The sequence below is a fragment of the Halomonas sp. CSM-2 genome, assembly GCF_002119345.1.
GTDB classification, from domain to species: Bacteria; Pseudomonadota; Gammaproteobacteria; order Pseudomonadales; family Halomonadaceae; genus Vreelandella; species Vreelandella janggokensis.
The window spans coordinates 34,462-58,234 of sequence record NZ_NBYR01000007.1; the positions used below are offsets into that span (position 1 = coordinate 34,462).

Annotated in this window: 29 protein-coding genes; 16 read left to right on the plus strand and 13 right to left on the minus strand. The window is 59.6% G+C overall.

What is annotated here, in order from left to right; all coding sequences use genetic code 11:
• The first annotated feature begins 45 nt into the window (after window positions 1-45).
• From B7L15_RS07165 to rimI, 4 genes are read left to right on the plus strand one after another with little or no spacing between them, the layout of a single operon-like run.
• Window positions 46-1,449 carry an MFS transporter gene (locus B7L15_RS07165; RefSeq protein ID WP_085918310.1) on the plus strand — a complete coding sequence of 468 codons (1,404 nt, stop codon included), beginning with the start codon at window positions 46-48 and terminating at the stop codon, window positions 1,447-1,449.
• Window positions 1,450-1,490: 41 nt separating this feature from the next.
• A complete protein-coding gene (locus tag B7L15_RS07170; protein ID WP_085918311.1) occupies window positions 1,491-1,799 on the plus strand; it encodes a BolA family protein in 309 nt (102 codons plus the stop codon).
• Window positions 1,796-2,626, plus strand: a complete 831-nt coding sequence (locus B7L15_RS07175) for a hypothetical protein (RefSeq protein WP_085918312.1) — start codon at window positions 1,796-1,798, stop codon at window positions 2,624-2,626. Before B7L15_RS07170 ends, B7L15_RS07175 begins: the two co-directional genes overlap by 4 nt.
• Window positions 2,616-3,065: a ribosomal protein S18-alanine N-acetyltransferase gene (rimI, locus tag B7L15_RS07180; RefSeq protein WP_085918313.1), complete on the plus strand. Its 450-nt coding sequence runs from the start codon at window positions 2,616-2,618 to the stop codon at window positions 3,063-3,065. Before B7L15_RS07175 ends, rimI begins: the two co-directional genes overlap by 11 nt.
• 7 nt (window positions 3,066-3,072) lie before the next feature.
• On the opposite strand, the gene zapB is transcribed toward rimI, so the two are convergent.
• Together zapB and rsmD are read right to left on the minus strand one after the other, a co-directional pair.
• Window positions 3,073-3,255, minus strand: a complete 183-nt coding sequence (zapB, locus tag B7L15_RS07185; RefSeq protein ID WP_085918314.1) for a cell division protein ZapB — start codon at window positions 3,253-3,255, stop codon at window positions 3,073-3,075.
• 103 nt (window positions 3,256-3,358) lie between these two features.
• Complete coding sequence (gene rsmD / locus B7L15_RS07190) at window positions 3,359-3,967, minus strand: 16S rRNA (guanine(966)-N(2))-methyltransferase RsmD (protein WP_085918315.1); 609 nt, start codon at window positions 3,965-3,967, stop codon at window positions 3,359-3,361.
• 91 nt (window positions 3,968-4,058) lie between these two features.
• Between rsmD and ftsY the strand changes: the two genes are divergently transcribed.
• The 4 genes from ftsY to rpoH all read left to right on the plus strand — a co-directional run bounded on the left by ftsY (window position 4,059) and on the right by rpoH (window position 8,049).
• Window positions 4,059-5,375 (plus strand): signal recognition particle-docking protein FtsY, encoded by a 1,317-nt coding sequence (gene ftsY, locus B7L15_RS07195; protein WP_085918459.1) that lies wholly within the window; start codon window positions 4,059-4,061, stop codon window positions 5,373-5,375.
• Window positions 5,372-6,040, plus strand: a complete 669-nt coding sequence (gene ftsE / locus B7L15_RS07200; RefSeq protein ID WP_085918316.1) for a cell division ATP-binding protein FtsE — start codon at window positions 5,372-5,374, stop codon at window positions 6,038-6,040. Before ftsY ends, ftsE begins: the two co-directional genes overlap by 4 nt.
• Window positions 6,037-7,077 carry a permease-like cell division protein FtsX gene (gene ftsX, locus B7L15_RS07205; RefSeq protein ID WP_085918317.1) on the plus strand — a complete coding sequence of 347 codons (1,041 nt, stop codon included), beginning with the start codon at window positions 6,037-6,039 and terminating at the stop codon, window positions 7,075-7,077. Before ftsE ends, ftsX begins: the two co-directional genes overlap by 4 nt.
• A gap of 105 nt (window positions 7,078-7,182) precedes the next feature.
• Window positions 7,183-8,049, plus strand: coding sequence for an RNA polymerase sigma factor RpoH (gene rpoH / locus B7L15_RS07210; RefSeq protein WP_085918318.1), 867 nt, complete (start codon window positions 7,183-7,185; stop codon window positions 8,047-8,049).
• A gap of 91 nt (window positions 8,050-8,140) precedes the next feature.
• On the opposite strand, the gene slmA is transcribed toward rpoH, so the two are convergent.
• The 5 genes from slmA to coaBC form a co-directional block, all read right to left on the minus strand.
• On the minus strand, window positions 8,141-8,749 hold the full coding sequence (gene slmA / locus B7L15_RS07215; protein ID WP_085918319.1) for a nucleoid occlusion factor SlmA: 609 nt from the start codon (window positions 8,747-8,749) through the stop codon (window positions 8,141-8,143).
• Window positions 8,750-8,769: 20 nt separating this feature from the next.
• Window positions 8,770-9,669: an acetylglutamate kinase gene (gene argB, locus B7L15_RS07220; protein WP_085918320.1), complete on the minus strand. Its 900-nt coding sequence runs from the start codon at window positions 9,667-9,669 to the stop codon at window positions 8,770-8,772.
• A gap of 115 nt (window positions 9,670-9,784) precedes the next feature.
• Window positions 9,785-11,173: a phosphomannomutase/phosphoglucomutase gene (locus tag B7L15_RS07225; protein WP_085918321.1), complete on the minus strand. Its 1,389-nt coding sequence runs from the start codon at window positions 11,171-11,173 to the stop codon at window positions 9,785-9,787.
• Window positions 11,174-11,205: 32 nt separating this feature from the next.
• On the minus strand, window positions 11,206-11,664 hold the full coding sequence (dut, locus tag B7L15_RS07230) for a dUTP diphosphatase (protein ID WP_085918322.1): 459 nt from the start codon (window positions 11,662-11,664) through the stop codon (window positions 11,206-11,208).
• On the minus strand, window positions 11,661-12,938 hold the full coding sequence (coaBC, locus tag B7L15_RS07235; RefSeq protein WP_085918323.1) for a bifunctional phosphopantothenoylcysteine decarboxylase/phosphopantothenate--cysteine ligase CoaBC: 1,278 nt from the start codon (window positions 12,936-12,938) through the stop codon (window positions 11,661-11,663). The genes dut and coaBC overlap by 4 nt, the downstream gene beginning before the upstream one ends.
• Window positions 12,939-13,054: 116 nt before the next feature.
• Between coaBC and radC the strand changes: the two genes are divergently transcribed.
• The 7 genes from radC (at window position 13,055) to ald (ending at window position 18,487) form a co-directional block, all read left to right on the plus strand.
• Window positions 13,055-13,729, plus strand: coding sequence for a RadC family protein (gene radC / locus B7L15_RS07240; protein ID WP_085918324.1), 675 nt, complete (start codon window positions 13,055-13,057; stop codon window positions 13,727-13,729).
• Window positions 13,730-13,981: 252 nt separating this feature from the next.
• Window positions 13,982-14,218: a 50S ribosomal protein L28 gene (gene rpmB, locus B7L15_RS07245; RefSeq protein WP_066319413.1), complete on the plus strand. Its 237-nt coding sequence runs from the start codon at window positions 13,982-13,984 to the stop codon at window positions 14,216-14,218.
• A 50-nt stretch (window positions 14,219-14,268) separates the two neighbouring features.
• Window positions 14,269-14,424: a 50S ribosomal protein L33 gene (gene rpmG / locus B7L15_RS07250; protein ID WP_027337782.1), complete on the plus strand. Its 156-nt coding sequence runs from the start codon at window positions 14,269-14,271 to the stop codon at window positions 14,422-14,424.
• A 155-nt stretch (window positions 14,425-14,579) separates the two neighbouring features.
• Window positions 14,580-15,407, plus strand: a complete 828-nt coding sequence (gene mutM, locus B7L15_RS07255; protein ID WP_085918325.1) for a bifunctional DNA-formamidopyrimidine glycosylase/DNA-(apurinic or apyrimidinic site) lyase — start codon at window positions 14,580-14,582, stop codon at window positions 15,405-15,407.
• A 130-nt stretch (window positions 15,408-15,537) separates the two neighbouring features.
• Window positions 15,538-16,728 carry a class I SAM-dependent rRNA methyltransferase gene (locus B7L15_RS07260; protein WP_085918326.1) on the plus strand — a complete coding sequence of 397 codons (1,191 nt, stop codon included), beginning with the start codon at window positions 15,538-15,540 and terminating at the stop codon, window positions 16,726-16,728.
• Between the two features lie 32 nt (window positions 16,729-16,760).
• Window positions 16,761-17,195 (plus strand): acyl-CoA thioesterase, encoded by a 435-nt coding sequence (locus B7L15_RS07265; protein ID WP_085918327.1) that lies wholly within the window; start codon window positions 16,761-16,763, stop codon window positions 17,193-17,195.
• Between the two features lie 173 nt (window positions 17,196-17,368).
• Window positions 17,369-18,487, plus strand: a complete 1,119-nt coding sequence (gene ald / locus B7L15_RS07270) for an alanine dehydrogenase (RefSeq protein ID WP_085918328.1) — start codon at window positions 17,369-17,371, stop codon at window positions 18,485-18,487.
• A 25-nt stretch (window positions 18,488-18,512) separates the two neighbouring features.
• On the opposite strand, the gene B7L15_RS07275 is transcribed toward ald, so the two are convergent.
• Entirely contained in the window at window positions 18,513-18,761 is a 249-nt protein-coding gene (locus B7L15_RS07275) for a SlyX family protein (protein WP_085918329.1), read from the minus strand.
• A 111-nt stretch (window positions 18,762-18,872) separates the two neighbouring features.
• Between B7L15_RS07275 and B7L15_RS19935 the strand changes: the two genes are divergently transcribed.
• Window positions 18,873-19,409 (plus strand): cold-shock protein, encoded by a 537-nt coding sequence (locus B7L15_RS19935; RefSeq protein WP_085918330.1) that lies wholly within the window; start codon window positions 18,873-18,875, stop codon window positions 19,407-19,409.
• 77 nt (window positions 19,410-19,486) lie between these two features.
• On the opposite strand, the gene B7L15_RS07285 is transcribed toward B7L15_RS19935, so the two are convergent.
• From B7L15_RS07285 to dapC, 5 genes are read right to left on the minus strand one after another with little or no spacing between them, the layout of a single operon-like run.
• Window positions 19,487-19,873, minus strand: a complete 387-nt coding sequence (locus tag B7L15_RS07285) for a hypothetical protein (protein WP_176243655.1) — start codon at window positions 19,871-19,873, stop codon at window positions 19,487-19,489.
• A complete protein-coding gene (dapE, locus tag B7L15_RS07290) occupies window positions 19,873-21,045 on the minus strand; it encodes a succinyl-diaminopimelate desuccinylase (RefSeq protein ID WP_085918332.1) in 1,173 nt (390 codons plus the stop codon). Before dapE ends, B7L15_RS07285 begins: the two co-directional genes overlap by 1 nt.
• A complete protein-coding gene (gene dapD, locus B7L15_RS07295) occupies window positions 21,032-22,057 on the minus strand; it encodes a 2,3,4,5-tetrahydropyridine-2,6-dicarboxylate N-succinyltransferase (RefSeq protein ID WP_085918333.1) in 1,026 nt (341 codons plus the stop codon). The genes dapE and dapD overlap by 14 nt, the downstream gene beginning before the upstream one ends.
• A 30-nt stretch (window positions 22,058-22,087) precedes the next feature.
• Complete coding sequence (locus tag B7L15_RS07300) at window positions 22,088-22,426, minus strand: Spx/MgsR family RNA polymerase-binding regulatory protein (RefSeq protein ID WP_085918334.1); 339 nt, start codon at window positions 22,424-22,426, stop codon at window positions 22,088-22,090.
• A 41-nt stretch (window positions 22,427-22,467) separates the two neighbouring features.
• A complete protein-coding gene (gene dapC / locus B7L15_RS07305) occupies window positions 22,468-23,664 on the minus strand; it encodes a succinyldiaminopimelate transaminase (RefSeq protein WP_085918335.1) in 1,197 nt (398 codons plus the stop codon).
• Window positions 23,665-23,773: the final 109 nt, after the last annotated feature.

The window sequence follows — 23,773 nt, forward strand, 5'->3', positions numbered from 1 at the left end:
GGCCGGTTTTGTTGTTTCCAAAGGGCTGTTCAGGAACGGAACACCATGCGACTGTTTGAAACCCGACCCGGTGACGATGGCCTGCCAGGGGGCGAGCGCGCCTTGGCTGTCCTGGCATTGGTGACCGGTACCTTGATGGCGGTTGTCGATACCACCATGATCAACCTGGCCCTGCCGACCATTGCGGCAGACCTTGATGTGTCAGCCTCCCGATCGGTGTGGATCACCAATGTGTTCCAGGTGGTCTGTGCGGCTTTTCTGCTGGTGTTTGCCGGTATCAGCGAACTGGTGACGCGTCGGCGGCTGTACCTGTTTGGCTTGACAACCTTTGTCATCGCCGCGCTGGGGGCCGCCCTGTCGCGGAGCCTGGAAACGCTGCTGGTGTTTCGTGCGCTGCAGGGCCTGGGAGCGGCGGCGACGCTGTCCATTGGCCCATCGCTTTATCGGGCGATTTTTCCGTCGCGGTTGCTGGGAAGTGCGCTTGGGTTGAGCGCCCTGGTGGTGGCCGGTGGCTATGCCGCGGGCCCCACCCTAAGCGGTGTGATCTTGTCGTTTGCCGACTGGCCCTGGCTGTTCGCGCTGAATGTGCCACTGGGGGTGTGTTCATTGTGGCTGGCAAGCCGAGCGCTGCCCAGGGAAACACCGCGCCAGGGGAGTTTCGATATCCTGGGCGCGCTGCTCTCGATGTTGATGCTGGCGAGCTTTTTCCTGGCCATGGATGCCGTGGGTCACGCGGCTCCTTTGTGGCAGAGTGCGGGTTGGGGCCTGCTAGCGGTGATCGCCGGTGGCTTGTTTATTGCCCGCCAGCGGCGCGCTCCCTATCCGTTATTACCGCTAAGCGTGTTTGCAGAAAAGCGCTTCACGCTGGCCGTGTCGGCCTCGGGGCTGGCATTTATCGGTCAGGGGCTGACATTCGTCGCGCTTTCGTTTTTCTACCAGGAGCAGATGGGCTTTACACCGCTGGAAACGGCCTGGCTATTCACCCCCTGGCCGCTGGCCATCATGGTCGTCGGGCCACTAGCCGGGCGGCTGGCCGACCGAATTAACCCCAGCGTGCTTTCCAGCACGGGGCTGGTGCTGTTGATTGTCGGCCTGATTGCCCTGGCATTCGTCGATGAATCGACCGGTGTGACGGGCAGTTTATGGCGTACGGCGCTGTGCGGCATCGGATTTGGCCTCTTCCAGCCGCCCAATAACCGCGAAATGATGAGTAGCCTGCCGCCCGAACGCAGCGCCAATGTATCGGGTGTGATGAGTACCACGCGAACGGTGGGGCAGTCGGTGGGGGTTGCGCTGGTGGGCGCTGCGCTGGCACTGGGTGCTCCCGTGCAGGTCACGTTATGGCTGGGGGCTGCCACCACATTGTTGGCGCTGCTGGCGAGCCTTTCGCGGGTGTCGCTGGCGCGGCGAGCGCTGGTTGCGCGTCGGGCATCGTCTGGCGGCCAGTAAGCGCGTACAATGGAAGGGTTTCCGACCTAAGGAGAGCCTCCATGACGCTGCAGGCACAGATAGAGCAGAAGTTAGCGGCGCTAGCGCCCGACGTGCTGCAGGTAGAAAATGAAAGCCATATGCACAACGTCCCCGCGAATTCTGAAACGCATTTCAAGGTGACGTTGGTGAGCGACACCTTCGACGGCCTGATGCCCGTCAAGCGCCACCAGAAAATCTATGCGCTGCTGGCCGACGAGCTATCCGGCCCGGTGCACGCGCTAGCCCTTCACCTGTATACCCCTCATGAATGGGAAGTGCGCGGCGGTCAGCGCCCTGACTCGCCCAACTGCCGAGGGGGCGGGCAGTGACCCCAGAGGTTGTCCGCCGACATTACCTCGAGGCGATGGGGATTACCGCTTGGGCATCGCGCTATCAGTTGCCTAACGCGCGGCCCACGGAAACCTGTGAGTGGGATGACACCCCTGCAACGCCCACGCCGCCGCGCGAGCGTCTTCAGGCCCTTTTGGATGATGTGCCCGCGCCTCGCTCGGCGCCTGCGGAAGCGCAGACCGCCTCAGACGAAGTGACGGCATCGCCGGCGGCCGTGCGTGCCCTGTTGGAAGAGCACCAGGCCCCTCTCAGTAAGCCAGAAGCAGCAGCCCCCGCCGCCGTACCCACGCCCAGCGAAGCGCCGGTGGCCAAGGAACCGCTGCAGTTTGGCGTGTCGTGTGTGTGTATCGGCAGGCGCTGGCTAAGCATCCATGCGGGTGAGATCGATGCTTCTGAGCAGCGCCTGCTCGCCAATATATGCCAGGCGGTGGGGCTTGCCGGTGGGTCGCTGCCGGAGGTGATGTTCTTCAAGTGGCCGCCCATGGCCAACGCCTTTGAACCAGAAGACCCCCTCGAAGAAGCGCGCGAGGGGGTGAATGCGTTTATCAGCGGGGCGGCCATCCGCCAACAATGGCAACTGGAAAAAATTCTTTTGTGGGGGGCTGACGCCACCGACCCGGATAGCGCCTCGCTTGCCAAGGTGCTCGACGTTGATAACCAGCAAAGCCGCACGCTGGAGCTGCCGGTATGGCAGGCACCGTCGTTGGCCACGCTGCTGCACAGTGCCGATGCCAAGCGCAACTTATGGCCTGCGTTGCATGCTCTGGCGCAAGATTGGCCGGTACCGGATCGAGATGATCACTGAGCTGAGTCAACGTGACTTCCAGTTACTGGCAGCGCTTGAAACGCGCGCCCTGAGTGGCGTCAGTATCGCGTTGCTTAGGGAGGCCTTGGTGGCGGATACGGCCTGCGTGCTGGGCGACTGGCAGGAAAGCCAGTTGACAGGCTACGCGCTGCTGGCCCGATTACCCTTCGACGCCGAACTGCAAGCCATTGGTGTGCTGCCGGAGCAGCGTGGGCACGGCATCGGCGGTCAGTTGCTCAAGGCCGTATTCGCCGTCGCCGCTCGCTGGCAAAGTGAGCGGGTGCTGCTGGAAGTGCGTGAAAGCAACGCAGCGGCGATTCGGCTGTATCAAGGCGCTGGCTTTCAGCAGGACGGCTATCGGCGAGACTACTACCCGGCAGCCGAAGGGGCTGCCGGGCGTGAGAGTGCGCTGTTGATGTCACGCTCTGCTCAGGGCTGATATTGCCTCAGGATGGGTCGTCATCAAATTTAGTCAGCAGGGCGCTCAGGCGACGCTCCCATTCTTCGTGTTCCTGCTTGAGCTGGGTGTTTTCATTACGTAGTGTCTCGTTTTCCAGCTTCATCATTTCCAGCGCCTCGACGGTATCGGTAACGCGCTGCTCAAGCTGATTGAATAACTCTAGGCTCATGCCCACCTCCAGATCAAAACAAGCGACATGCTTGCCTGTAAAACAAACGGTTAAAAATAATGGGGCGAGCGTAACGCCCGAACTGCAAAGCCGCAAGCGCTGATTATGGGGCGCGGCGTTGATATAGCCTGGCGGTGCTTTCCCCCGCCTGGGTCTCGCGGTGCAGCACCCAGTGCGTGGGTACGTCCGGTATCAGGTCGCGCTCGGTCTCCAGGTAAACCATGGCCTCCGGTGCGAGCCAATGGCCAGCTTCAAGGGTAGCGCAGCACTCGGCTACCCAGCCCTGATAAAACGGTGGATCCAGAAAGACGATATCGAAATACTGGGCCGGTTGCATGAGAAAGGCCTGGGCATCCCTAACAACGACATCACCTTGGTGGGTTTTGAGTGTTTCAAGGTTGCGGGTAATGTGGGCGGCCACCTGGCGGTCACTTTCGACGAAGGTGACCCGTGCCGCCCCGCGTGAGATGGCTTCAATCCCAAGCGCGCCGGTGCCGGCGAAAAGGTCGAGTACCTTTTTTCCGTAAAGCGCCTGGCCAAGCCAGTTGAACAGCGTTTCACGCACGCGGTCCGGGGTGGGCCGCAGGCCTGGCTTGTCGAGGACCGGCAGTTGGCGGCGGCGGAAATCACCGCCGATAATGCGTAGCTTACCCAGCGGCTTGGCAGCCGAACGGCGCGACGAGGGTGGGCGAGTGGAGCGGTTTCGAGTCATAACGCGGATTGTAGCGGGCTAGTTATCCAAAGTCTTGGTTGGCGGTGGTAGGATAATCCCATTCTTTACCTTTTTCAGTCGGATGACATCCATGTTTGGTTTTTTTAAGCGTAAACAAAAGCAGGATTCCCAGCAGGAAGCGCAGGACGAGTCTCAGGTCGACCCCTCCCAGGAGCAGGCGACTGATGAGCCGAAAGACGATGATCAGGCACCCGAACATGCCCGCCGCGAGGAAGTCGACGTTGACGAGCGTCCGTCTGCGCCTGACGCTGTGCCAGAGCCAGAGCCAGAGCCAGAGCCAGAGCCAGAGCCAGAGCCAGAGCCAGAGCCAGAGCCAGAGCCAGAGCCAGAGCCAGAGCCAGAGCCAGAGCCAGAGCCAGAGCCAGAGCCAGAGCCAGAGCCAGAGCCTGCGTCAGTTGAAAAACCGGCGCTGCAGGAGAAACCGTCTGCTGACAAAGGCGGGAAAAAAGGCTGGCTGTCGCGTATCAAGTCAGGCCTCGGCAAAACCCGCGCGAACCTGACCGACGGCATTGCCGATCTGTTCCTGGGCAAAAAGCAGATCGACGACGAGCTGCTAGAAGATCTTGAAACCCAGTTGCTGATGGCCGACGTGGGTATTGAAGCGACCAGCGAGATTATCGAGCGGCTTGAAGCCCGGGTCTCGCGCAAAGAGCTGAAGGATCCCGAGGCCCTTTACCGTGGTCTGCAGGAAGAGCTGGCGGCCATGCTTGAGCCGGTCACCATACCGCTGAGCTTTGACAAAGCCAGCGACGGTCCCTTCGTGATATTGGTCGTTGGCGTCAACGGTGTGGGCAAGACCACAACGATCGGTAAACTTACCCAGCGTTTTCAGCGTGAAGGCAAAAGTGTCATGCTGGCGGCCGGGGACACCTTCCGTGCCGCCGCCGTGGAGCAGCTCAAGGTATGGGGGGAGCGCAATAGCGTACCGGTCATTGCCCAGCACACAGGGGCCGACAGTGCCTCGGTGATTTATGACGCGGTGGCAGCGGCCAAGTCGCGCGGTGTTGATGTGTTGATCGCGGATACGGCAGGTCGTCTGCACAACAAGGGCCACCTGATGGAAGAGCTGAAAAAAGTCCACCGGGTGATGAAAAAGATCGATGAGTCTGCGCCTCACGAAGTGATGCTGGTGCTGGATGCGGGCACCGGGCAAAACGCCATTTCCCAGGCCAGTACCTTCAACGAGGCCGTGCCGGTCAGCGGTATTACGCTGACCAAGCTGGACGGCACTGCCAAGGGCGGGATTATTTTCGCCCTGGCGAAGCAGCTCAATACGCCGATCCGCTTTATCGGTGTCGGCGAAGGGCTGGATGATCTGCGGCCCTTCGAATCGAAAGACTTTGTCAACGCGCTGTTTGACCGCCAGGGAGACGATGCCAACCCATGATCGCCTTTGAGCATGTGGGTAAACGCTACGGAGGGCGCTTCGAGGCGCTATCGCACCTTAACTTTCGCGTAGCGCGGGGCGAGATGGTGTTTCTTACCGGCCACTCCGGCGCGGGCAAGAGTTCGCTGTTGCGCTTGGTCATGCGCCTAGAGAAGCCGAGTCGGGGGCGCGTGGTGGTGGCAGGGCACGATATTGCCCAGTTGCATGCCAGCCAGGTGCCGTTTTACCGGCGCCAGATTGGTGTGGTCTTCCAAGATCACCAGTTACTGTTTGACCGCAGCGTGTTTCACAACGTCTCGCTACCCCTGGATATCCAGGGCATCGAACCCCGCGAGTCGGCCCGTCGCGTGCGTGCAGCCCTGGATAAAGTCGGGCTGTTGCACCGTGAGAAAGCGTTACCCATTGAGCTTTCCGGCGGTGAGCAGCAGCGCGTGGGTATTGCCCGCGCCGTCGTCAACAAGCCGGCCCTGCTGCTCGCCGATGAGCCGACGGGCAACCTGGACCCCCAACTGTCCGCTGACATCATGGGATTGTTTGAAGACTTTAACCGGATTGGTACGACCGTCATGATTGCCAGTCACGATCTGGCGTTGATCGCGGGATTGCAGCATCGGATCATACGCCTGCGCGACGGCCGTCTGGTAGCGGACGAGGGGGCCGCATGAAACGACCCACCGGTATCAAACCCAAAGGCGCCGCGCCTCGCTCGGGGCGTCCCCGCGCGGCGACCAAGGAAGCCCAGCGCCCTCAAAAACAGGGCGCGCGATCTCAGCAGCCGCGCCGTTCTAGCCGCCTGCGCGCCTGGGGTAGGCACCACCGGGCAATGGCGCTCGACAGCCTCCAGCGACTGATTCGCTACCCGCTGGGCAATTTACTGACCATGCTGGCAATCGCCATCGCGCTGGTGCTCCCCGCCGCGCTGTGGTTAACCCTGGACAGTGCCCGGCTGCTGGATGCTGAGCTGGACGAAAGCGCCACCCTCACCGTTTACCTTGAAACCGGCGTTGAGACGCCAGAGGCCGAACGCATCGAGCAGGCGGTCAGCGCTGATGACGATGTGCACAGCACTCGGTATGTCAGTGCTGAGCAGGGCATGGCTGATTTTCAGCAGTCGCTGGGCGTTGAGGATGCGCTCTCGGGGCTTGATGATAACCCTCTGCCGCACAGTATCGTGGTGCGCCCGGGTAGCGTTGATCCTGAACTTATGCAGACACTGGCTGAGCGGTTAGGCGACATGACGGGTGTCGACGAAGTGCGCCTCGATCTGGCCTGGGTAGAGCGCCTGCGCCACTTGGCGGCGTTGGGAACGCGCGTTGCGCTCGCGCTGGGGGTCCTGTTTGGCCTCGGGGTGTTGTTGGTAGTGGGCAATACCATCCGGCTATCGGTGGAGAGCCGGCGCCGTGAAATTGAAGTGGTGATGCTGATAGGCGCAACCCATGCGTTTGTCAGGCGTCCCTTCCTGTACAGCGGCGCCTGGTACGGCGTTGGCGGCGGCGTACTGGCACTGGGACTTCTGTCGTTGGGTAACCACTGGTTATCAATGCCGGTGGCCGCCTTGGCGGAAAGTTACGGCGCCAGCTTTTCGTTGCCCCGATTGGACTTCACAGGCTCCACAATTTTGCTATCTTGCAGTACACTACTTGGCTGGCTGGGCGCATGGCTTGCCGTGTCCCGGCATCTTGCCAGTATCCGTCCGCGCTGAACGGCCCGCGTTGCTCATCAGGCGACGGCGAGGGAACCTTGTCTACACGGCAAGGTCATAGAGACACACTAACCACGTAAGGGTTACAAGGGAGACCACCTGCACATGAGCACTAGTCTTCTACCGGTGGGACAGCTATCACCAGGCAATGACCTAGGCGGCTATATCAAAGCGGTCAACGGCATTGCGGTTCTGAGTGCCGAAGAAGAGCGTGAGCTTGCGTTCCGCCTGCACGATGAAGGCGACCTGGAGGCAGCGCGACGCTTGGTACTATCGCATTTGCGCTTTGTTGTGCACATCGCCCGTAGTTATTCGGGGTATGGCCTGGCGCAAGCCGACTTGATTCAGGAAGGCAACGTGGGTCTGATGAAAGCCGTCAAGCGCTTTGACCCCAATCAGGGCGTTCGCCTGGTTTCATTTGCGGTGCACTGGATCAAGGCCGAGATCCACGAGTTTGTGCTGCGTAACTGGCGTATTGTCAAAATTGCGACCACCAAGGCGCAACGCAAGCTGTTTTTCAACCTGCGCAGCGCGAAGAAACGCCTGGCCTGGCTCAATAATGATGAAGTCGATGCCATCGCCAAAGACCTTAACGTCAAACCTGGCGTTGTGCGTGATATGGAAGGACGGCTGTCGTCCTACGATGCCGGTTTCGATGCCTCGCCAAGCGACGATGAAGACAGCGCCTACCAGGCGCCGGTCAACTTCCTGGATGACATGGCGGCTGATCCGGCAACGCAGCTTGAAGACAGCGATTTCGAGGAAGACTCGACGCGCCGTCTACAGCTGGCGCTTGAAGAGCTGGATGAGCGCTCTCGGGATATTCTCCAGCGTCGCTGGCTGGCCGAGGACAAGGCGACATTACACGACCTGGCCGACGTGTACGGCGTTAGCGCCGAACGTATTCGCCAGCTCGAAAAAAATGCCATGAAGAAGTTGCGCCAGAAAATGGGCGATGCCATCGCGGCTTAAGTAAGCGAGCAGGTTAGACCTAATAAAAACGGCACCCCAAGGGGTGCCGTTTTTTTATGGAGGATTGAACTGTAGCCTGACCGATTTGCCGCTAAGCGGGCTGCACCGCTTCGCGCAGCAGCTGGCCCGACAGCAGGATCCACTGATCATCCCAGTAGTCCGTGGGCAGACGTTTGAAATCGCTGCGCACATACTGGGAGATACGCCCCTCGGCGTGGGCGATCAGCAGGTTCGCCGCCGCCGAGGCGGGGATGCTCGGGCGACGCCCTTCACGCAATTCGGCTTCGCGAAGGATTTGCTTGAACTGGGCTTCCAGCCGTTCGAACAGCTGGTGGATCCGATGCCGTAGGCGCGCGGTTTCGCCGGTCAATACGTCGCCACCCATGACGCGTGCAAGGCCCGGGTTCTTCTCGGCAAAACCGAGTACCAGTGACAAGATAGTGCCACAGCGGTTAGTGGCGTCGGGGACCTCGTCCATGATCCGGGTAATGCGGGCAAAGATGCTTTCTTCGATAAAATCGATCAGCCCTTCGAACATGCGCGCCTTGCTCGGGAAGTGGCGATACAGAGCGGCTTCCGAGACGCCTACCTGGCGGGCTAGTGCCGCAGTGGTGATCCGCTTGCCACTGTCTTCTTCAAGCATCAGGGCAAGGGCCTGAAGGATCTGCTCGCGGCGGCGAGGCTTGCGTTCATCGCTCATGATGTTGCTCTCCGTCGCGGTTAGTGAGTGTCGGTGATCAGCGTGCCGACCCCGGCGTTGGTGAAGATCTCCAACAGCACGGCATGCGGTACGCGGCCATCGATGATGTGAGCACTGTTGACGCCGCCTTTCACTGCATCCAATGCGCACTGAATTTTAGGCAGCATGCCACCATGAATAGTCCCATCGGCAATCAGGGCGTCAACTTGAGCCGTGGTCAAGCCGGTGAGTACCTCGCTCTTGGCATTCATCAGGCCTGCCACGTTGGTCAGCAGCATGAGCTTTTCGGCGTTGAGAGCCTCGGCAATCTTGCCGGCCACCAGATCCGCGTTGATGTTGTAGCTGTGACCTTCGCCGTCCACGCCAATCGGCGCTATCACAGGGATGAAGTCGCGCTTTGCGAGCATTTCAATCAAGTCGGTGGAGATCGACTCGACTTCGCCCACATGACCAATATCGATGATTTCCGGGGCGGTCATTTCAGGACTTTGATGCTCGACCTTCAACTGGCGGGCACGAATCTGCGCGCCGTCCTTGCCGGTCAGGCCAATCGCCTTGCCACCACTCTGGTTGATGAGGTTGACGATGCTCTTGTTGACGAGCCCGCCGAGCACCATTTCCACCACGTCCATGGTCTGCGAGTCGGTGACGCGCATGCCGTTGACGAAGCGCGATTCGATATTGAGTTTGGCCAGCAAGTCGCCAATCTGGGGGCCGCCGCCATGAACGACCACCGGATTGATGCCCACTTCCTTCATTAACACGATGTTGCGGGCAAAGGAGTCGATCAGGGTGGTTTCCGTCATTGCGTTGCCGCCATATTTGACGACCACCGTTTTGCCGGAAAACTGCTGAATATAGGGGAGGGCTTCGGAAAGCACCTCCACAACGACCTGGGGGTCGCGACTGGCTGAACTCATGACGTTGTCCCTTGAAAATGATGTGGCTAACTTATGGGTATTCAGCGCACTGTGACGCTCATGTCGGGCCGTGCCTTCTATTGGGCTCGGTCCCGCAGCATGATGGCGTTCCAGGTCAAACCTGGGGTAGCGTCAAGGCGGGGTCGACGCCTTTCAGTGCGTTGGCAAACTGCGCTTTAATACGCGTCAAGGCTGCCTCGTTTTTTCCTTCAAAACGTAGTACTAACACGGGCGTGGTGTTTGAGGCACGGCAAAGACCCCAGCCGTCCGGGTAGTCGACCCGAATGCCATCCAGCGTGGTCTTAATACCATCGCCGAAGTCGCCCTCCCGAGCAAGTTTATCCACCAGGGTGAATTTGTTGCTGTCGGTGACGGCAATGTTGATTTCTGGTGTGCCAATGTCCTGGGGGAAGCTATCAAAATAGGCATCGGCATCGCCTGGGTAGTTGGCCAGAATCTCGACAAGTCGTGCGGCGGCATAAATACCGTCGTCAAAGCCGTACCAACGCTCCTTGAAGAAAATATGACCGCTCATTTCACCGGCCAGCTGGGCGCCGGTTTCTTTCATGCGTGCCTTGATCAGCGAGTGGCCTGTACGCCACATTTCCGGTTCGCCGCCTGCGTCACTGATCACCTGGGTCAGGTTGCCGGTGCATTTGACGTCAAAAATCACCTTGGCACCAGGGTTGCGGCTTAGCATGTCAGTGGCGAACGCCATTAGCAGATGGTCCGGGTAGATCAACCGGCCGCTTGGGGTAATCACGCCAAGCCGGTCGCCATCGCCGTCGAAGGCCAGACCGATATCGGCGTTCGTTTCCTGGACCGTGCGAATCAGGTCCTTGAGGTTTTCGGGCTTGCCGGGGTCAGGGTGGTGGTTCGGGAAGGTGCCATCTATCTCGTCAAACAGTGGTATCGTTTCAACGCCCAGGCGCTCGATCAATTGCGGGCCAAGCTCGCCCGCCACGCCGTTGCCGCAGTCGACCACTGCCTTGAGGGGGCGGCTGACGCTAACATCATCGAGGATGCGCTGCATATAAATGTCGCGCACGTCCTCTTGGCGGATGCTGCCGCTCCCACTTTCCAGTGCGCCCGACTCGAGACGCTCATAAAGCGCGGTGATGGCGTCGCCGGAGAGCGTCTCGCCGTCGAGCACGATTTTAAAGCCATTGTAATCGGGTGGGTTATGGCTGCCGGTGACCATGACGCCCGAGCGGGTGCCGTCGAGAATATGGGTGGCGAAATACAGGACCGGGGTGGGCACCATGCCGATATCAATCACGTCACGCCCGGCCGCGTTCAGGCCGCGCATTAACGCGGTCTGTAGACGAGGGCCCGAGAGCCTGCCATCGCGGGCCACTACCACGGTGGACTCGCCCCGTGCGGCGGCTTCAGAGCCGATAGCGCGGCCAATCCATTCCACTGTGTCTTCGGTAAGGGTGTCGTCGACAATGCCGCGGATGTCGTAAGCGCGAAAAATCGAAGCAGGAATTGCGGGTGTCGTCATGGGAATATCCTTACGAAAATGGCCAGTGCCGATTAATGACGGCCAGTGCTGCCGAAGCCGCCGCTGCCGCGGGTGGAATCGCTAAATTGATCGACCAGATCAAGTTCAGCCTGTACCACCGGAACAAGCACGTACTGTGCCAATCGCTCAAAGGGGGCAATCGTGAAAGCGCTTTGCCCTCGATTCCAAACGGAAATCATCAACTCGCCCTGGTAGTCGGCATCGATCAACCCCACCAGATTGCCCAGCACGATGCCGTGCTTATGCCCCAAACCGGAGCGCGGCAAAATCATGCCGGCAAGGCCGGGGTCTTCAATATAGATCGCCAGGCCCGTTCGTACGAGCTGGGTGTCGCCCGGGTTCAGGGTAAGCGGCTCGTCAAGCAGCGCACGTAGATCCATGCCCGCTGACCCGTTGGTCGCATAATGGGGTAAATAGTCACGCAGTCGTTCATCCAGCATTTTGCACTGCAGGCGAGGACGGGGGCTCATAAGGTTGCTCCGTTAGGCGAGGGGAGTAGCGTCAGGGCTTGTTGGATCACGCGCTCCGCTAACTGTGTTTTGGGCTGGGGGACTTCCATCCGACGCTCGATACCCTGGGGGGAGCGCCATAGCAGAAGCGCCGCGTTGTCGTCGCTGCCAAAGCCCATGCCTTGCTGGCTAACGTCGTTGGCGACGATCATGTCGAGGCGCTTGCGGGTCAGCTTGTCCGCTGCATAGCGTTCAACGTCCTGGGTTTCGGCGGCAAAGCCGACCACCACAGGGCGACTGGCAGGTGGAAGTGCTGCCACCGAGGCAATAATGTCGGGGTTTTTGATCAGGGTCAGCGTCAAATTGTCGCTGTCATCGGTCTTTTTCAGCTTATGCTCGGCGGCACTTGCCGCGCGGTAATCAGCGACGGCGGCACAGCCGATAAACAGCGCTGCCTTAGGGGCCAGTTGCAGCGATTCCTGGTGCATCTGCTCGGCGGTTTCAACGTCAATGCGTGTGACGCCTGCAGGCGTTGCCAGCGTCACCGGGCCGCTGATCAACGTGACCCTGGCACCCTGGGCGGCGGCCGCGGCGGCCAGGGCGTAGCCCATCTTTCCCGAGCTGTGATTGGAGAGGTAGCGCACCGGGTCGAGGGCTTCCCGGGTGGGGCCTGCAGTAATCACGACATGCGGCGCTGACGCTTTCGGCGTCGCGCTGCTCAGGGGCGAAAACTGGCGCAATAGCGCGTCAACAACCGTTTCGGGTTCGCTCATGCGGCCTGGGCCAACGTCGCCGCAGGCCTGGTCGCCAGCGGCAGGGCCTATCAACTGCCAGCCATCGCAAGCGAGCCGTTCCACGTTGCGCTGGGTGGCGGGGTGGCGCCACATGGCCTGGTTCATGGCCGGAGCGATCAACCTGGGCGCCTCCGAGGCCAGGCAGAGCGTGGTCAGCAGGTCATCGGCCATGCCATGGACCAGACGAGCAATAAGGTCAGCGGTCGCCGGGGCAATCAACAAGACATCGGCCCAACGGGCAAGCTCAATGTGGCCCATGCCCGCCTCGGCTTCAGGGTCGAGCAGCGAGGTTCTTACCGGTTCACCCGACAGCGCCTGTAGCGTCAGCGGGGTAATGAATGCCTGGGCACCATCGGTCATGACGACGCGAACCTCGCAGCCCGCCTGTTTCAACAGTCGCACGATCAGCGCGCTTTTATATGCGGCGATACCGGCACTGATGCCCAGCAGCACGCGCTTACCGTTAGCAATTGGCATTGTGGTCGAAGTCACGGACGTCATGGCAGAGGATCCATATTGAGCGTTCTTTAGGAGGCTTACCATACCATTCGTCCGCACAATTTGGCATGCTGCATTCACGCATAGGGACAGGTGAAACACCGCGCAGGGAGGCGATGATGGGCATTAACCACTGGCCGGAAGGCGAGCGGCCAAGAGAAAAGCTATTGAATCTGGGCGCGCAAGCGCTATCCGATGCCGAGCTGCTGGCTATTTTTCTGCGTGTCGGCGTTCAGGGGCGTTCAGCGGTCGACCTGGCGCGAGATCTGCTTGCTAGTTTTGGTGGCCTGCGTCAACTGCTGGAGGCCGACCAGGATAGCTTTTGTAACGCGCGCGGGCTGGGTAGTGCCAAGTTCGCTCAGTTGCAAGCGACGCTTGAGCTTTCAAGGCGGCATCTGGCTTCCCAGCTTGCCCGCGGTGAAGCGCTGACATCGCCCACCCTGGTGCGCCATTATTTGAGTGCACAGCTGCGCCATTTGGGCCACGAAGAATTTGCGGTGCTTTTTTTGGATACACAGCACCGAATTATTCGCTATGAATCCCTGTTTCGCGGTACCCTAGACAGCGCATCCGTTTATCCCCGCGAAGTTGCCAAGCGTGCCCTGGTGCACAACGCTGGCGCTGTTATCCTGGCCCACAACCATCCTTCGGGGGTTGCTGAGCCCAGCGATGCTGATCGACGCATTACAGATCGCCTGAAAGAAGCGCTCGCCCTGTTTGACGTGCGGGTGCTGGATCATTTCGTGGTGGGGGACGGAGACGTGGTGTCATTTGCCGAGCGCGGCTGGCTATAGCGGTGCTGGCCCGGTAATCAGTGATTAACGTAAGTAAAATGAGCAAAAAGCGGTTTTTTCGCCCTTCTGCAACGGTTTTTCTTGCTGATCGCCAGGTGCTCTGGTATAAAGTGCCACCTTTAAACTTGGGTTGAATAACGGATTTGGTTAAAGCTTGGCGGTTAAATACGTCGACTCCTTCCCTGCTCCGGTTTGCCCGACAGTTTTGAACACTCAGGTTATTATATCCTGGCCAAGCGGTTGGAGGCTCTCATGTCCAAAGTATGTCAGGTTACCGGCAAGCGTCCGGTAACTGGTAACAACGTTTCACACTCCCAGCGCAAGACACGTCGTCGTTTCTTGCCGAACCTGCACACCCATCGTTTTTGGGTTGAAGCTGAAAGCCGCTTCGTCAAGCTGCGCGTTTCCTCCAAGGGTATGCGCATCATTGACAAGAAAGGCATCGAGACGGTTCTGGCCGATATCCGCAAGCGCGGCGACGCCATCTAAGCTATTTGTTTGGCTAACCATTCTTGGCCAAAAATTGGGAGAGTTAAACCATGCGCGATAAGATCAAGCTGGTGTCCAGTGCCGGTACAGGCCACTTCTACACCACTGATAAAAACAAGCGGAATACCCCGGACAAGTTCGAATTCAAGAAATACGACCCGGTGGTCCGTAAGCACGTCATGTACAAGGAAGCCAAAATCAAGTAACTACGGTTACGATGACTGGCTTTCACTGCAGGCGAGCGCCTGTCAAAAACCCGGCCCCAAGCCGGGTTTTTGCATGCCTGGGTGTTCAGCGCATGCAAGCGTGAACACCGCAAGCGTCAACGATCGTCACCACTCTGTCATCAAAGGCTCTCATCATGCCCGAGCTGCCCGAAGTTGAAACCACTCGGCGGGGTATTGCACCTTATCTGGAAGGTCAGGAAATCACCGAGGTATTGGTGCGCCAGCCCCGTTTGCGCGTGCCGGTACCGGACGATTTCGCCGAACGGCTCGTGGGGTCTCGTATCGGTGAGTTGGCACGCCGAGCCAAGTACCTCCAGGTTCCACTGGCTACCGCTGAGGGAGAGGCGACGCTGCTGTGGCATTTGGGGATGTCGGGCAGCTTGCGGATTGCGCGTGTGGGTGACTTGCCTAAAAAGCATGATCACGTGGATGTGGTGACCCAAAGCGGCGATGTGTTGCGCTACCATGATCCGCGGCGGTTTGGCTTTGTCGATTGGCAGCAGGGAGACGGCAGCGCTGACAGGCGCCTGATGCATCTGGGCCCCGAGCCTCTGGATGATGCCTTTAACGGGCGATGGCTGTATCGCATCTCACGCAATAAGCGGGTATCCGTAAAGCCCTTTTTGATGGATAACCGTGTGGTCGTCGGTGCTGGCAACATCTACGCCGCTGAAGCGTTATTCATGGCGGGGATTGATCCCCGGCGGGCGGCAGGGCGTATTTCTCTGGCCCGTTACGAGAAGTTGGCGGCTGCCGTGAAGGAAGTGCTGGCGGCTGCCATTATCCAGGGCGGTACCACGCTGCGTGATTTCGTCAGCGGCCAGGGCGAGCCTGGCTATTTTGCTCAGCGGCTGAATGTTTATGGTCGGCACGGTCAACCCTGCATGCGCTGTGGGGTGGAGCTGCGCCGTATTACGCTTGGCCAGCGAGCCAGCGTGTTCTGCCCTGGCTGCCAGCGCTAATCGGGGCGCCACACTTTTTTGTTTTTCTAAATTTTTAAGCCCAGGTTTGAGCCCACGTTTTAAGCCCTGCTGCCTGAATACTGGTGTTAGAAACCGAGCTTTTGAAGCCAAAGCTGTTTTGGAGATTGTTGTGACCCAACGCCTGCGCCTGAATAAAAACGCTGACCGCCGCCTCAAAGCGGGTCACCTGTGGATCTATTCCAACGAAGTCGATATCAAGGAAACCCCGCTGAAGAACTTTACCGCGGGTGAAGCTGCCCTGGTCGAGGCATCCAACGGTAGAACCCTCGGGGTCGCCTATGTGAACCCGCATTCGCTGATTGCGGCGCGGGTGATGTCACGTGATCCCGAGATGCGCCTGGATCGTTCGTTGTTCGTGCATCGCTTTAACCAGGCGCTTGCCTTGCGTCAGCGCCTGTTTGAACAACCGTTTTACCGTCTGGTTCACGGGGAAGGTGACCTGTTGCCGGGGCTGGTGATCGACCGCTTCGGCGATGTGGTGGTGGTGCAATTGAACACTGCGGGTATGCAGACGCTGGCCGAAGAAATCGTCGATGCCCTGGAGAAAGTCCTCAAGCCCAGCGCGATTGTGTTCCGCAATGACACCGGCGGGCGTCGCCAGGAAGGCCTGGATGCCCAGGTGGAAGTGGTCAAGGGCACATTGCCCGACGAAGTCGTGCTGGAAGAGAACGGCGTGCGTTTTGTGGTGCCGGTCATCGATGGTCAGAAAACCGGCTGGTTCTTCGATCATCGGGTCAACCGTTCCTGGCTCAATACTCAGGTTGCCGGTAAGCGGGTGCTGGACGTATTCAGCTATGTCGGCGGTTGGGGGGTGCAGGCTGCCGCCAGCGGTGCCTCTGAGGTATTGTGTGTCGATTCATCTGGCCCTGCGCTTGAGCAAGTGGCCCGCAACGCCGAACTCAACGGCTTACAGGAACAGGTCGCCATTGGTGAAGGCGATGCGTTCGAGGCGCTGGCGGCGCTTAAAGCCGACGGCGAACAATTCGACGTGGTAATTCTGGATCCGCCCGCGTTTATCAAGAAACGCAAGGATATCCCCAATGGCGAACGTGCCTACAACCGTCTGAACCGCGAAGCAATGCGCTTGCTGGGGCGTGACGGCTTGCTGATGTCGGCGTCTTGCTCCATGCACCTGGCGCCGGAGCGTCTGGTAGATGTGGTACGCGGCGCGGCGCGCCATCAGGACCGCCACGCTCAGGTGATCTTCCAGGGTCACCAGGGGCCGGACCACCCGGTACATCCGGCGATCCCCGAGACGTCCTACCTGAAGGCGCTGGGCGTGCGCGTGTTCCGCGACTAGGTCGTCAAGCAACCGGTGAAGGAGCCAAGACAATGGAGTGGGCGCTACCCGAGCCTTTTGTGATGGAGATCGACGTGACGGATGAGGCCATCGACGCCTACCGGCACGTCAACAACAGTGAATACCTGCGCTGGGTTGAGCAAATCAGCTGGGCGCATTCAGAAGCGCTGGGGCTTACGCTCGAGCGCTACCGAGAGCTTGACCGCGCCATGGTCGTGCACCGCCACGAGTTGGACTACCTGGCGCCAAGCTATGAGGGTGACCGGCTTCAGTTGGCGACCTGGATCGTGGCCTGTGACGGACGCTTTAGCTTGACCCGTCGCTTCCAGTTGAAGCGCAAGCACGACTCTAAAACCTTGCTCAGGGCCCGTACCCGCTTTGCCTGCGTGGCGCTATCCAGCGGGCGGCCCATGCGTCTGCCCGACGAGTATCGGCGACTTTACGGTGATGCGGTGGTTGTTGAATAACGATGATTTTTTTGCCAAAAGCCGCTAGCCGCTAGCCGCTAGATTTTTCTCCTGATAAACGCCTTAACCGGCGTTTTTTTTGTTTTATATGCCGGGGGATGGAGGCGAGTAAAAGCTGTGCTGTAATGGCATCAATATTGACGAATTTCTCGCTCAATCACGAGGAGCCAACTATGCGCATCGCTGTCCCTAAAGAGATCAAAAACCATGAATACCGGGTGGCCTTGACGCCCACTGGCGCGCGCGAATTGACCGGGCGGGGTCATCAGGTAACGGTTCAAGCGGGCGCGGGTGAAGGTGCCGGTTTTCATGACCGCGACTACGAAGCAGCGGGGGCAAGCGTCGAGGCGGATGTCGCGATGCTTTGGCAAAACGCCGAGCTGATTTTGAAAGTGAAGGAGCCTCAGGCAGAAGAAGTCGCACGGCTGACGCCACAGCATACCCTGTTTACCTACCTGCATCTGGCTGCCGAGAAGACCCTCACCAAGGGGTTGATGGAAAGCGGCGCGACCTGCATCGCTTATGAAACGGTTACCGACGCCAAGGGCGGCTTGCCGTTGCTCGCGCCGATGAGCACGGTGGCGGGACGCATGGCCGTGCAGGCGGGCGCCCATAGTCTTGAAAAAGCCCAGGGGGGTGCGGGCGTGCTGTTGCCGGGCGTGCCGGGAGTGGCGCCAGGGAAAGTGACCGTCATCGGTGGCGGTGTGGTCGGTGAAAACGCCGCGCGTATGGCCCTGGGGTTAGGCGCAGACGTCACCATTCTGGACAAATCCATTGATCGCCTGGAAGTGCTGGACGACCGCTATCAAGGCCGGATCAAAACCGTCTACTCAACGGCGGATGCGCTCGATGAAGCCGCCAAAACGGCTGATATGATCATCGGTGCGGTACTCATCCCGGGGGCAGCGGCACCTAAGCTGATTACCCGTGCCATGCTGACGGATATGCAGCCCGGTAGCGTGCTGGTGGATGTGGCGATCGATCAGGGCGGTTGTTTCGAAACCAGCCGACCCACTACCCATGCCGAGCCGACCTATATCGTCGATGGCATTGTCCATTACTGCGTTGCCAACATGCCGGGGGCGGTGGCGCGGACCTCCACGCTGGGGCTGACCAATGCCACGCTGCCATTCGTGCTGGCGTTGGCCGATAAAGGATGGCAACAGGCGTTACGCGATAACCGGCACTTCTTGCCAGGGCTTAACGTCCACAATGGACAGGTGACCTACGCGGCGGTGGCTGAGGCGTTTGATCTGGAAAGTGTTGACCCCGCAGACGCGGTGAATCGATAGGTCGCTGTTGGGGCATTATCATTCATCAGTAGTGGGGCGGTATGTCGTCCTCGGGTCGGCTGGCATCGGGGGCGTCATCCATATGGCGTGCCTGGTGCTGTTCGCGAATCCGTTCGCGCATCAGCGCACTGAGTTGCTCCAGTGTCGCTAGTCGGCGTTCCTGTTGGGCGACGGCTTGATCCAGGGTATCGAGCCAGTGTTCTTGATAGGCCAGGCGGCTTTCTAAAGATTCAAGCTGTTGAGTGAGCTCAGCGGGCGATAACGTAGATGTCATGGTAACATTGCAACCTTGTGTAGTAGCTCGATACATTGGGTCGTCAAAACCCGTTGAATTGAGTATTGTCCTTCTTCTGTTACCCATACAACAAGAGAGCTTTTTTTATCCATGAACCCAAAAGTTGTGTTTCGCAGTATCTTGATCAGTATTTTACTTGCCGCCCCCACGCCGCTATTGCTGGCGGGGATTGTTCATTTAACCGACGCACCCCTGGCTGAGCAGTGGCTGGCCGAGCTTGCCGTGACAGGCGCTGGCGGCATCTATATTGCCGTTGCCATCGGAAGTTTCATTGTGCTTTGCATTGCCACCTTGGCAACCGCTGCGCTCGCACCGCCTGTCGTGGTGTCGCCTGATGTGGCCGTTCGTTCCAAGCCAGCACCGCGTCAGTCTCAAGCCCCGGCGGCGGACGATGATGAGGATCTCATCGACCCTAACGACGGCCGCGAAGAGGGTGAGGTGAAATGGTTTAATACCAATAAAGGTTACGGCTTTATTACCCGCGATAACGGCGACGATGTGTTTGTCCATTTTCGGGCAATTCGTGGTCGTGGTCCGCGCATGCTCGCGGAAGGCCAGATTGTGCGCTACCACGTGATTAAAAATGAGCGTGGTTTGCAGGCTGACGATGTGAGTATTATCGAGTAGTCATCAGCCAGGGTGTTATTGGCTAGCATGATCTCTTGACCCCGCCTCGGCGGGGTCAAGTTCTTTAGGTTGATCGGTTAGCGACCTGAATCGGGCCATTGTATGGGCCCTTCGCGGCCGTCGGGTAGCACCTGCCAAAAACGGTCGGGGTCATCACCGGGATGCCAGCCGCCCAGCGAGCAGCGAATTTCGGTCTGCAAGGCTTCAGCCGCGTGCTGTGCGGCTTCCTGGTCGGTCTGCCAGGGGCTATGGCTGCTGTCCAGCCATAGGCTGGCAAAGCCGTCGGCGGCTTTTTCCACCAATAACACGGGGACGACGTGCCCCTGGTAGCTGCCCTGAGTGCGCCATTTGCCTTTACCTGCCGATGCAAGCGGCGGTGCCTCCAGAGCGTCGGCGAGCCATTCGTTTAGCGCCGGATGGACGACATCGGCAAGGTAAATCTCAATATCCGGGTAAGATTCCATTATGCGCGTACCTTGTCGGCGATGAACAGCGCTTGCAGGGTGGCTTCGTAGATCCGGCTTAAGTCGTCCAGGTCGTTTGCACGCACGCGTTCATCGATCTTGTGGATCGTGTCGTTGAGCGGCCCCAGTTCGACCACCTGGGCGCCCAGGGTGGCGATAAAACGTCCATCCGAGGTGCCCCCGCTGGTGGATAGCGCGGGACGCTCGCCAGTGATGGCTTCAACGCCGCGCATGGTGGCATCGACCAGCTCGCCTTCGGCGGTCAAGAACGGCTCGCCGTTGAGCATCCAGTCAATGTGGTACTCAAGGCCGTGCTGATCCAGGATCGCTTCGCTGCGTGCCTTGAGGGTTTCATGGGTGACTTCCGTTGAGTATCGGAAGTTGAAGACGACTTCGACCTCACCGGGAATCACGTTGGTGGCGCCCGTCCCCGCACGAAAGTTGGAAACCTGAAAGCTGGTAGCCGGGAAAAAATCATTGCCCGCATCCCAGTGTTCGTTGACGAGTGCATCCAGCGCAGGCATTGCCTGGTGGATCGGGTTGCACGCCAGGTGCGGGTAAGCCACGTGGCCCTGCACCCCTTTTATATGCAGCACGCCTCCCAGAGAGCCGCGTCGGCCGTTTTTGATCGCATCCCCCAGGCGTGACGTGGAGGAAGGCTCACCGACGATGCAGTAGTCGAGGCGTTCATTGCGCTCGCGCAAATGCTCGACCACCGCGCGAGTACCGTCGACGGCGGGGCCCTCTTCATCGGAGGTGATCAGAAAAGCAATACGGCCATCGTGATCGGGGTGCGCGGTCACAAACCGCTCGACAGCCGTGAGCATTGCCGCGAGGCTGCCTTTCATGTCGGAAGCACCACGCCCGCACAGCATGCCCTCGTCGTTGATGCAGGGAGTGAAGGGGGGATACTCCCAATTGGTATGAGGCCCACTGGGCACCACATCGGTGTGGCCAGCAAAAGCCAGCACCGGGCCATGATGGCCGCGCACGGCCCAGAAATTCTTTACATCGCCAAACGGCAGTTGCTCGATATGAAAGCCGAGCGCCACGAGGCGCTCGATCATCAGGTCCTGGCAGCCCTCGTCATCTGGCGTCACCGATGCCCGGCTGAGCAGGTCAAACGCCAGCTGCAGCGTCGGTGATAAACCTTCTGGCTCAGTTATGGGCATGCAGCGCCTCGTTGAGTGCGATGGCGCTTTTATTGGTCAGGCACTCAATACGGCCGCTTTGTGAGTGACGGCGCAGCAACAGATCGTCCTGGCCTGCCAGCTCGCGTGCGGCGACGGTGTTGACCTCCTGGCCCTGATCATCCAGCAGCGTCACTTTCGCCCCTGCGGTAATGTACAGGCCCGCTTCGACAGTGCAGCGGTCGCCAAGCGGAATGCCGATGCCCGCGTTGGCGCCGATCAGGCAGCCCTCGCCAACTTTGATTACCATATTGCCGCCGCCGGAAAGCGTGCCCATGGTGGAGCAACCGCCGCCCAGGTCGGAGCCCTTGCCCACCATGACCCCTGCCGCAATACGTCCCTCGACCATGCCGGGACCTTCGGTGCCCGCGTTGAAGTTGACGAAGCCTTCGTGCATGACCGTTGTGCCTTCGCCCAGATAGGCGCCCAGACGGACCCGAGCGGTGTCGCCAATGCGGATGCCTTGGGGAACGACGTAGTCGGTCATCTTGGGGAATTTGTCGACGCAGTCCACCGACAGTGCACGGCCTGCCAGGCGTGCCTTGAGGCGGCGGGCGGCAAGCTCTTCAATGTCGATCGGGCCTTCGTTGGTCCAGGCAATGTTGCGCAGCAGACCGAACATGCCGGTCAGATCCAGTCCGTGGGGTTTTACCAGGCGATGGGAGAGCAGGTGCAGCTTGAGGTAGACCTCAGGTGCGGTTTGCGGCGGCTGGTCGGTTTCCAGGAACATGGCGACCAGGGGGCGCTGGCTGGACGCGAAAGATTCAGCAAGCTCCGCCTGTTCGGGATGGCCCGCTTCCTGAAGGGCCTTGGCCAGGCGCGTGCAGTCTTCCGGCAGGAAGCTGATGGCCGCATTACCCTGGGGCGCGTCGACAACGTCCTTGGCAGCACTCACCAGGCTTTCCGGTGGGTTGATCAGCGGTGCCGGGTAGTAGATTTCCAGCCAGTCGCCCTGGGTATTTTGGGTGCCGATTCCAAGCGCAAAGCTCAGCATAACTGCGTTCCTTTAGGTCAGTGTTTCGTCTTAAAGTTTGTCGTAGTCGCCATCTTTGTAGCCGACCAGGATGGTTTCGTCGTCGACTTCCAGTAGAGGGCGCTTTAACAATGTGGGGTGTTTCAAGAGCAGCTCGCGGCCCGAGTTGGCATCAAAATCTTTTTCTTCATCCGATAGCTCGCGCCAGGTTTTGCTTTGCTTGTTGATCGCCTTGACCAACGGGACGCGGTGCAGAATATGCTCCAGCAGTGGTGCTGACAGACCGTCCTTGCGCAGGTCGTAGGTTTTAAAGGGAATGCCCTTTTCGTCCAGTGCCTTGGCCGCTTTGCGGCAGGTGTCGCAGTTGCTGATGATATAAAGCGTTAGCATGTATGACCTCCTACAATGTCGTCATGCCGTCAACGTTTGCGTTAGCCGCGCTCGATAAGTTGGCGTAGCCGCTCGGCGGCTTCAAGCGTGGGGGCAAGCTCTGCCACCAATGCCAAGCGTAGTCGACCACTTCCTGGGTTACGGCCTTCGCGCCCGGGACGGCCCATCAAACTACCGGGCAGCACGCTGACATGCTGCTCGACAAATAGCCGCTGGGTAAAAGCGATATCGTCGCCACCAGGCACGGCGGGCCACAGGTAAAAACTCGCCTCGGGCGTGGGGAAATCCATTACCGGGGCGAGTAGCTCTGTCACGGCGCCAAACTTTTTACGATAAGCCTCGCGATTGGCGAAGACGTGGTTTTCATCCTGCCAGGCGGCAATGGAAGCGTGCTGCATGGGCAGTGACATGGCGCAGCCGTGGTAGGTGCGATAGCGCTTGAAGGGCATTATCAGGTCAGCATCGCCTGCGATAAACCCTGAACGTAGCCCTGGCAAATTGGAGCGCTTGGAGAGCGAGTGAAACACCACGCAGCGCCGATAATCATCGCGGCCCAGCTCGGCGCAGGCTTGCAGGAGCCCAGGCGGCGGTGCAGCTTCGTCGAGGTAGAGCTCCGAGTAACACTCATCGGAGGCAATGATGAAATCGTGTTCATCAGCGAGCGCAATCAGTTGCTTGAAGTCGGCGAGGGGCGTGACCGCGCCGGTGGGGTTACCCGGCGAGCAGATAAAGACGATTTGCACATCACGCCAGGTGTCGGCGCTTACGGCGGAGAAATCCGGACGAAAGCCGTTGTCGGCGGTGCAGTCGAGATACAGTGGTTCCCCGCCGGCAAGCAGAGCGGCGCCTTCATAGATCTGGTAGAAGGGATTGGGCACCGCCACTTTGGACGGGCGGCTCCGGTCAAGGGCGGCTTGAACGAAGGCAAAAATGGCTTCGCGCGTGCCGTTGACCGGCAGGACCTGACGCTCGATATCGAGGCCTGCTAGCGCGAAACGCTGGCAGGCCCAGGCGGCAATAGTCTCGCGCAGGGCGGGCAGCCCGTTGGTGGCTGGGTAACGGGCCATCTCAGCCTGATGCGCCACCAGTGCGGCCAGTGCCCCAGGGTAGGGCGCATGCTGGGGTTCGCCGATAGTCAGCGGGATGTGCGCAAGCGATTCGGGCGGGGTCAGGTCCGCCTTGAGCGCCGCGAGCTTTTCGAACGGATACGGATGCAGGGCGTCGAGATCAGGGTTCATGAGTATCCAGAACGCCGTGCTGGCGTCGTTGTAGGCGTCGTGTCGCGAAAAGTAGCCGACGATTATAGGCAAGCCCCGCTGTCGGCTCAAATCCACCGGGGCGATAAGA

Coding starts and splice junctions, on each gene's coding strand:
- B7L15_RS19935 (WP_085918330.1), top strand. CDS start 18,873: ATGAACCCAAAAGTTGTGTTTCGCAGTATCTTGATCAGTATTTTACTT.
- dapC (WP_085918335.1), bottom strand. CDS start 23,664: ATGAACCCTGATCTCGACGCCCTGCATCCGTATCCGTTCGAAAAGCTC.
- B7L15_RS07275 (WP_085918329.1), bottom strand. CDS start 18,761: ATGACATCTACGTTATCGCCCGCTGAGCTCACTCAACAGCTTGAATCT.
- rsmD (WP_085918315.1), bottom strand. CDS start 3,967: ATGACTCGAAACCGCTCCACTCGCCCACCCTCGTCGCGCCGTTCGGCT.
- dapE (WP_085918332.1), bottom strand. CDS start 21,045: ATGCCCATAACTGAGCCAGAAGGTTTATCACCGACGCTGCAGCTGGCG.
- zapB (WP_085918314.1), bottom strand. CDS start 3,255: ATGAGCCTAGAGTTATTCAATCAGCTTGAGCAGCGCGTTACCGATACC.
- B7L15_RS07165 (WP_085918310.1), top strand. CDS start 46: ATGCGACTGTTTGAAACCCGACCCGGTGACGATGGCCTGCCAGGGGGC.
- B7L15_RS07300 (WP_085918334.1), bottom strand. CDS start 22,426: ATGCTAACGCTTTATATCATCAGCAACTGCGACACCTGCCGCAAAGCG.
- coaBC (WP_085918323.1), bottom strand. CDS start 12,938: ATGACGTCCGTGACTTCGACCACAATGCCAATTGCTAACGGTAAGCGC.
- ald (WP_085918328.1), top strand. CDS start 17,369: ATGCGCATCGCTGTCCCTAAAGAGATCAAAAACCATGAATACCGGGTG.
- B7L15_RS07225 (WP_085918321.1), bottom strand. CDS start 11,173: ATGACGACACCCGCAATTCCTGCTTCGATTTTTCGCGCTTACGACATC.
- ftsE (WP_085918316.1), top strand. CDS start 5,372: ATGATCGCCTTTGAGCATGTGGGTAAACGCTACGGAGGGCGCTTCGAG.
- mutM (WP_085918325.1), top strand. CDS start 14,580: ATGCCCGAGCTGCCCGAAGTTGAAACCACTCGGCGGGGTATTGCACCT.
- argB (WP_085918320.1), bottom strand. CDS start 9,669: ATGAGTTCAGCCAGTCGCGACCCCCAGGTCGTTGTGGAGGTGCTTTCC.
- dut (WP_085918322.1), bottom strand. CDS start 11,664: ATGAGCCCCCGTCCTCGCCTGCAGTGCAAAATGCTGGATGAACGACTG.
- ftsX (WP_085918317.1), top strand. CDS start 6,037: ATGAAACGACCCACCGGTATCAAACCCAAAGGCGCCGCGCCTCGCTCG.
- rpmG (WP_027337782.1), top strand. CDS start 14,269: ATGCGCGATAAGATCAAGCTGGTGTCCAGTGCCGGTACAGGCCACTTC.
- B7L15_RS07170 (WP_085918311.1), top strand. CDS start 1,491: ATGACGCTGCAGGCACAGATAGAGCAGAAGTTAGCGGCGCTAGCGCCC.
- dapD (WP_085918333.1), bottom strand. CDS start 22,057: ATGCTGAGCTTTGCGCTTGGAATCGGCACCCAAAATACCCAGGGCGAC.
- B7L15_RS07265 (WP_085918327.1), top strand. CDS start 16,761: ATGGAGTGGGCGCTACCCGAGCCTTTTGTGATGGAGATCGACGTGACG.
- rpoH (WP_085918318.1), top strand. CDS start 7,183: ATGAGCACTAGTCTTCTACCGGTGGGACAGCTATCACCAGGCAATGAC.
- radC (WP_085918324.1), top strand. CDS start 13,055: ATGGGCATTAACCACTGGCCGGAAGGCGAGCGGCCAAGAGAAAAGCTA.
- slmA (WP_085918319.1), bottom strand. CDS start 8,749: ATGAGCGATGAACGCAAGCCTCGCCGCCGCGAGCAGATCCTTCAGGCC.
- rimI (WP_085918313.1), top strand. CDS start 2,616: ATGATCACTGAGCTGAGTCAACGTGACTTCCAGTTACTGGCAGCGCTT.
- B7L15_RS07285 (WP_176243655.1), bottom strand. CDS start 19,873: ATGGAATCTTACCCGGATATTGAGATTTACCTTGCCGATGTCGTCCAT.
- rpmB (WP_066319413.1), top strand. CDS start 13,982: ATGTCCAAAGTATGTCAGGTTACCGGCAAGCGTCCGGTAACTGGTAAC.
- ftsY (WP_085918459.1), top strand. CDS start 4,059: ATGTTTGGTTTTTTTAAGCGTAAACAAAAGCAGGATTCCCAGCAGGAA.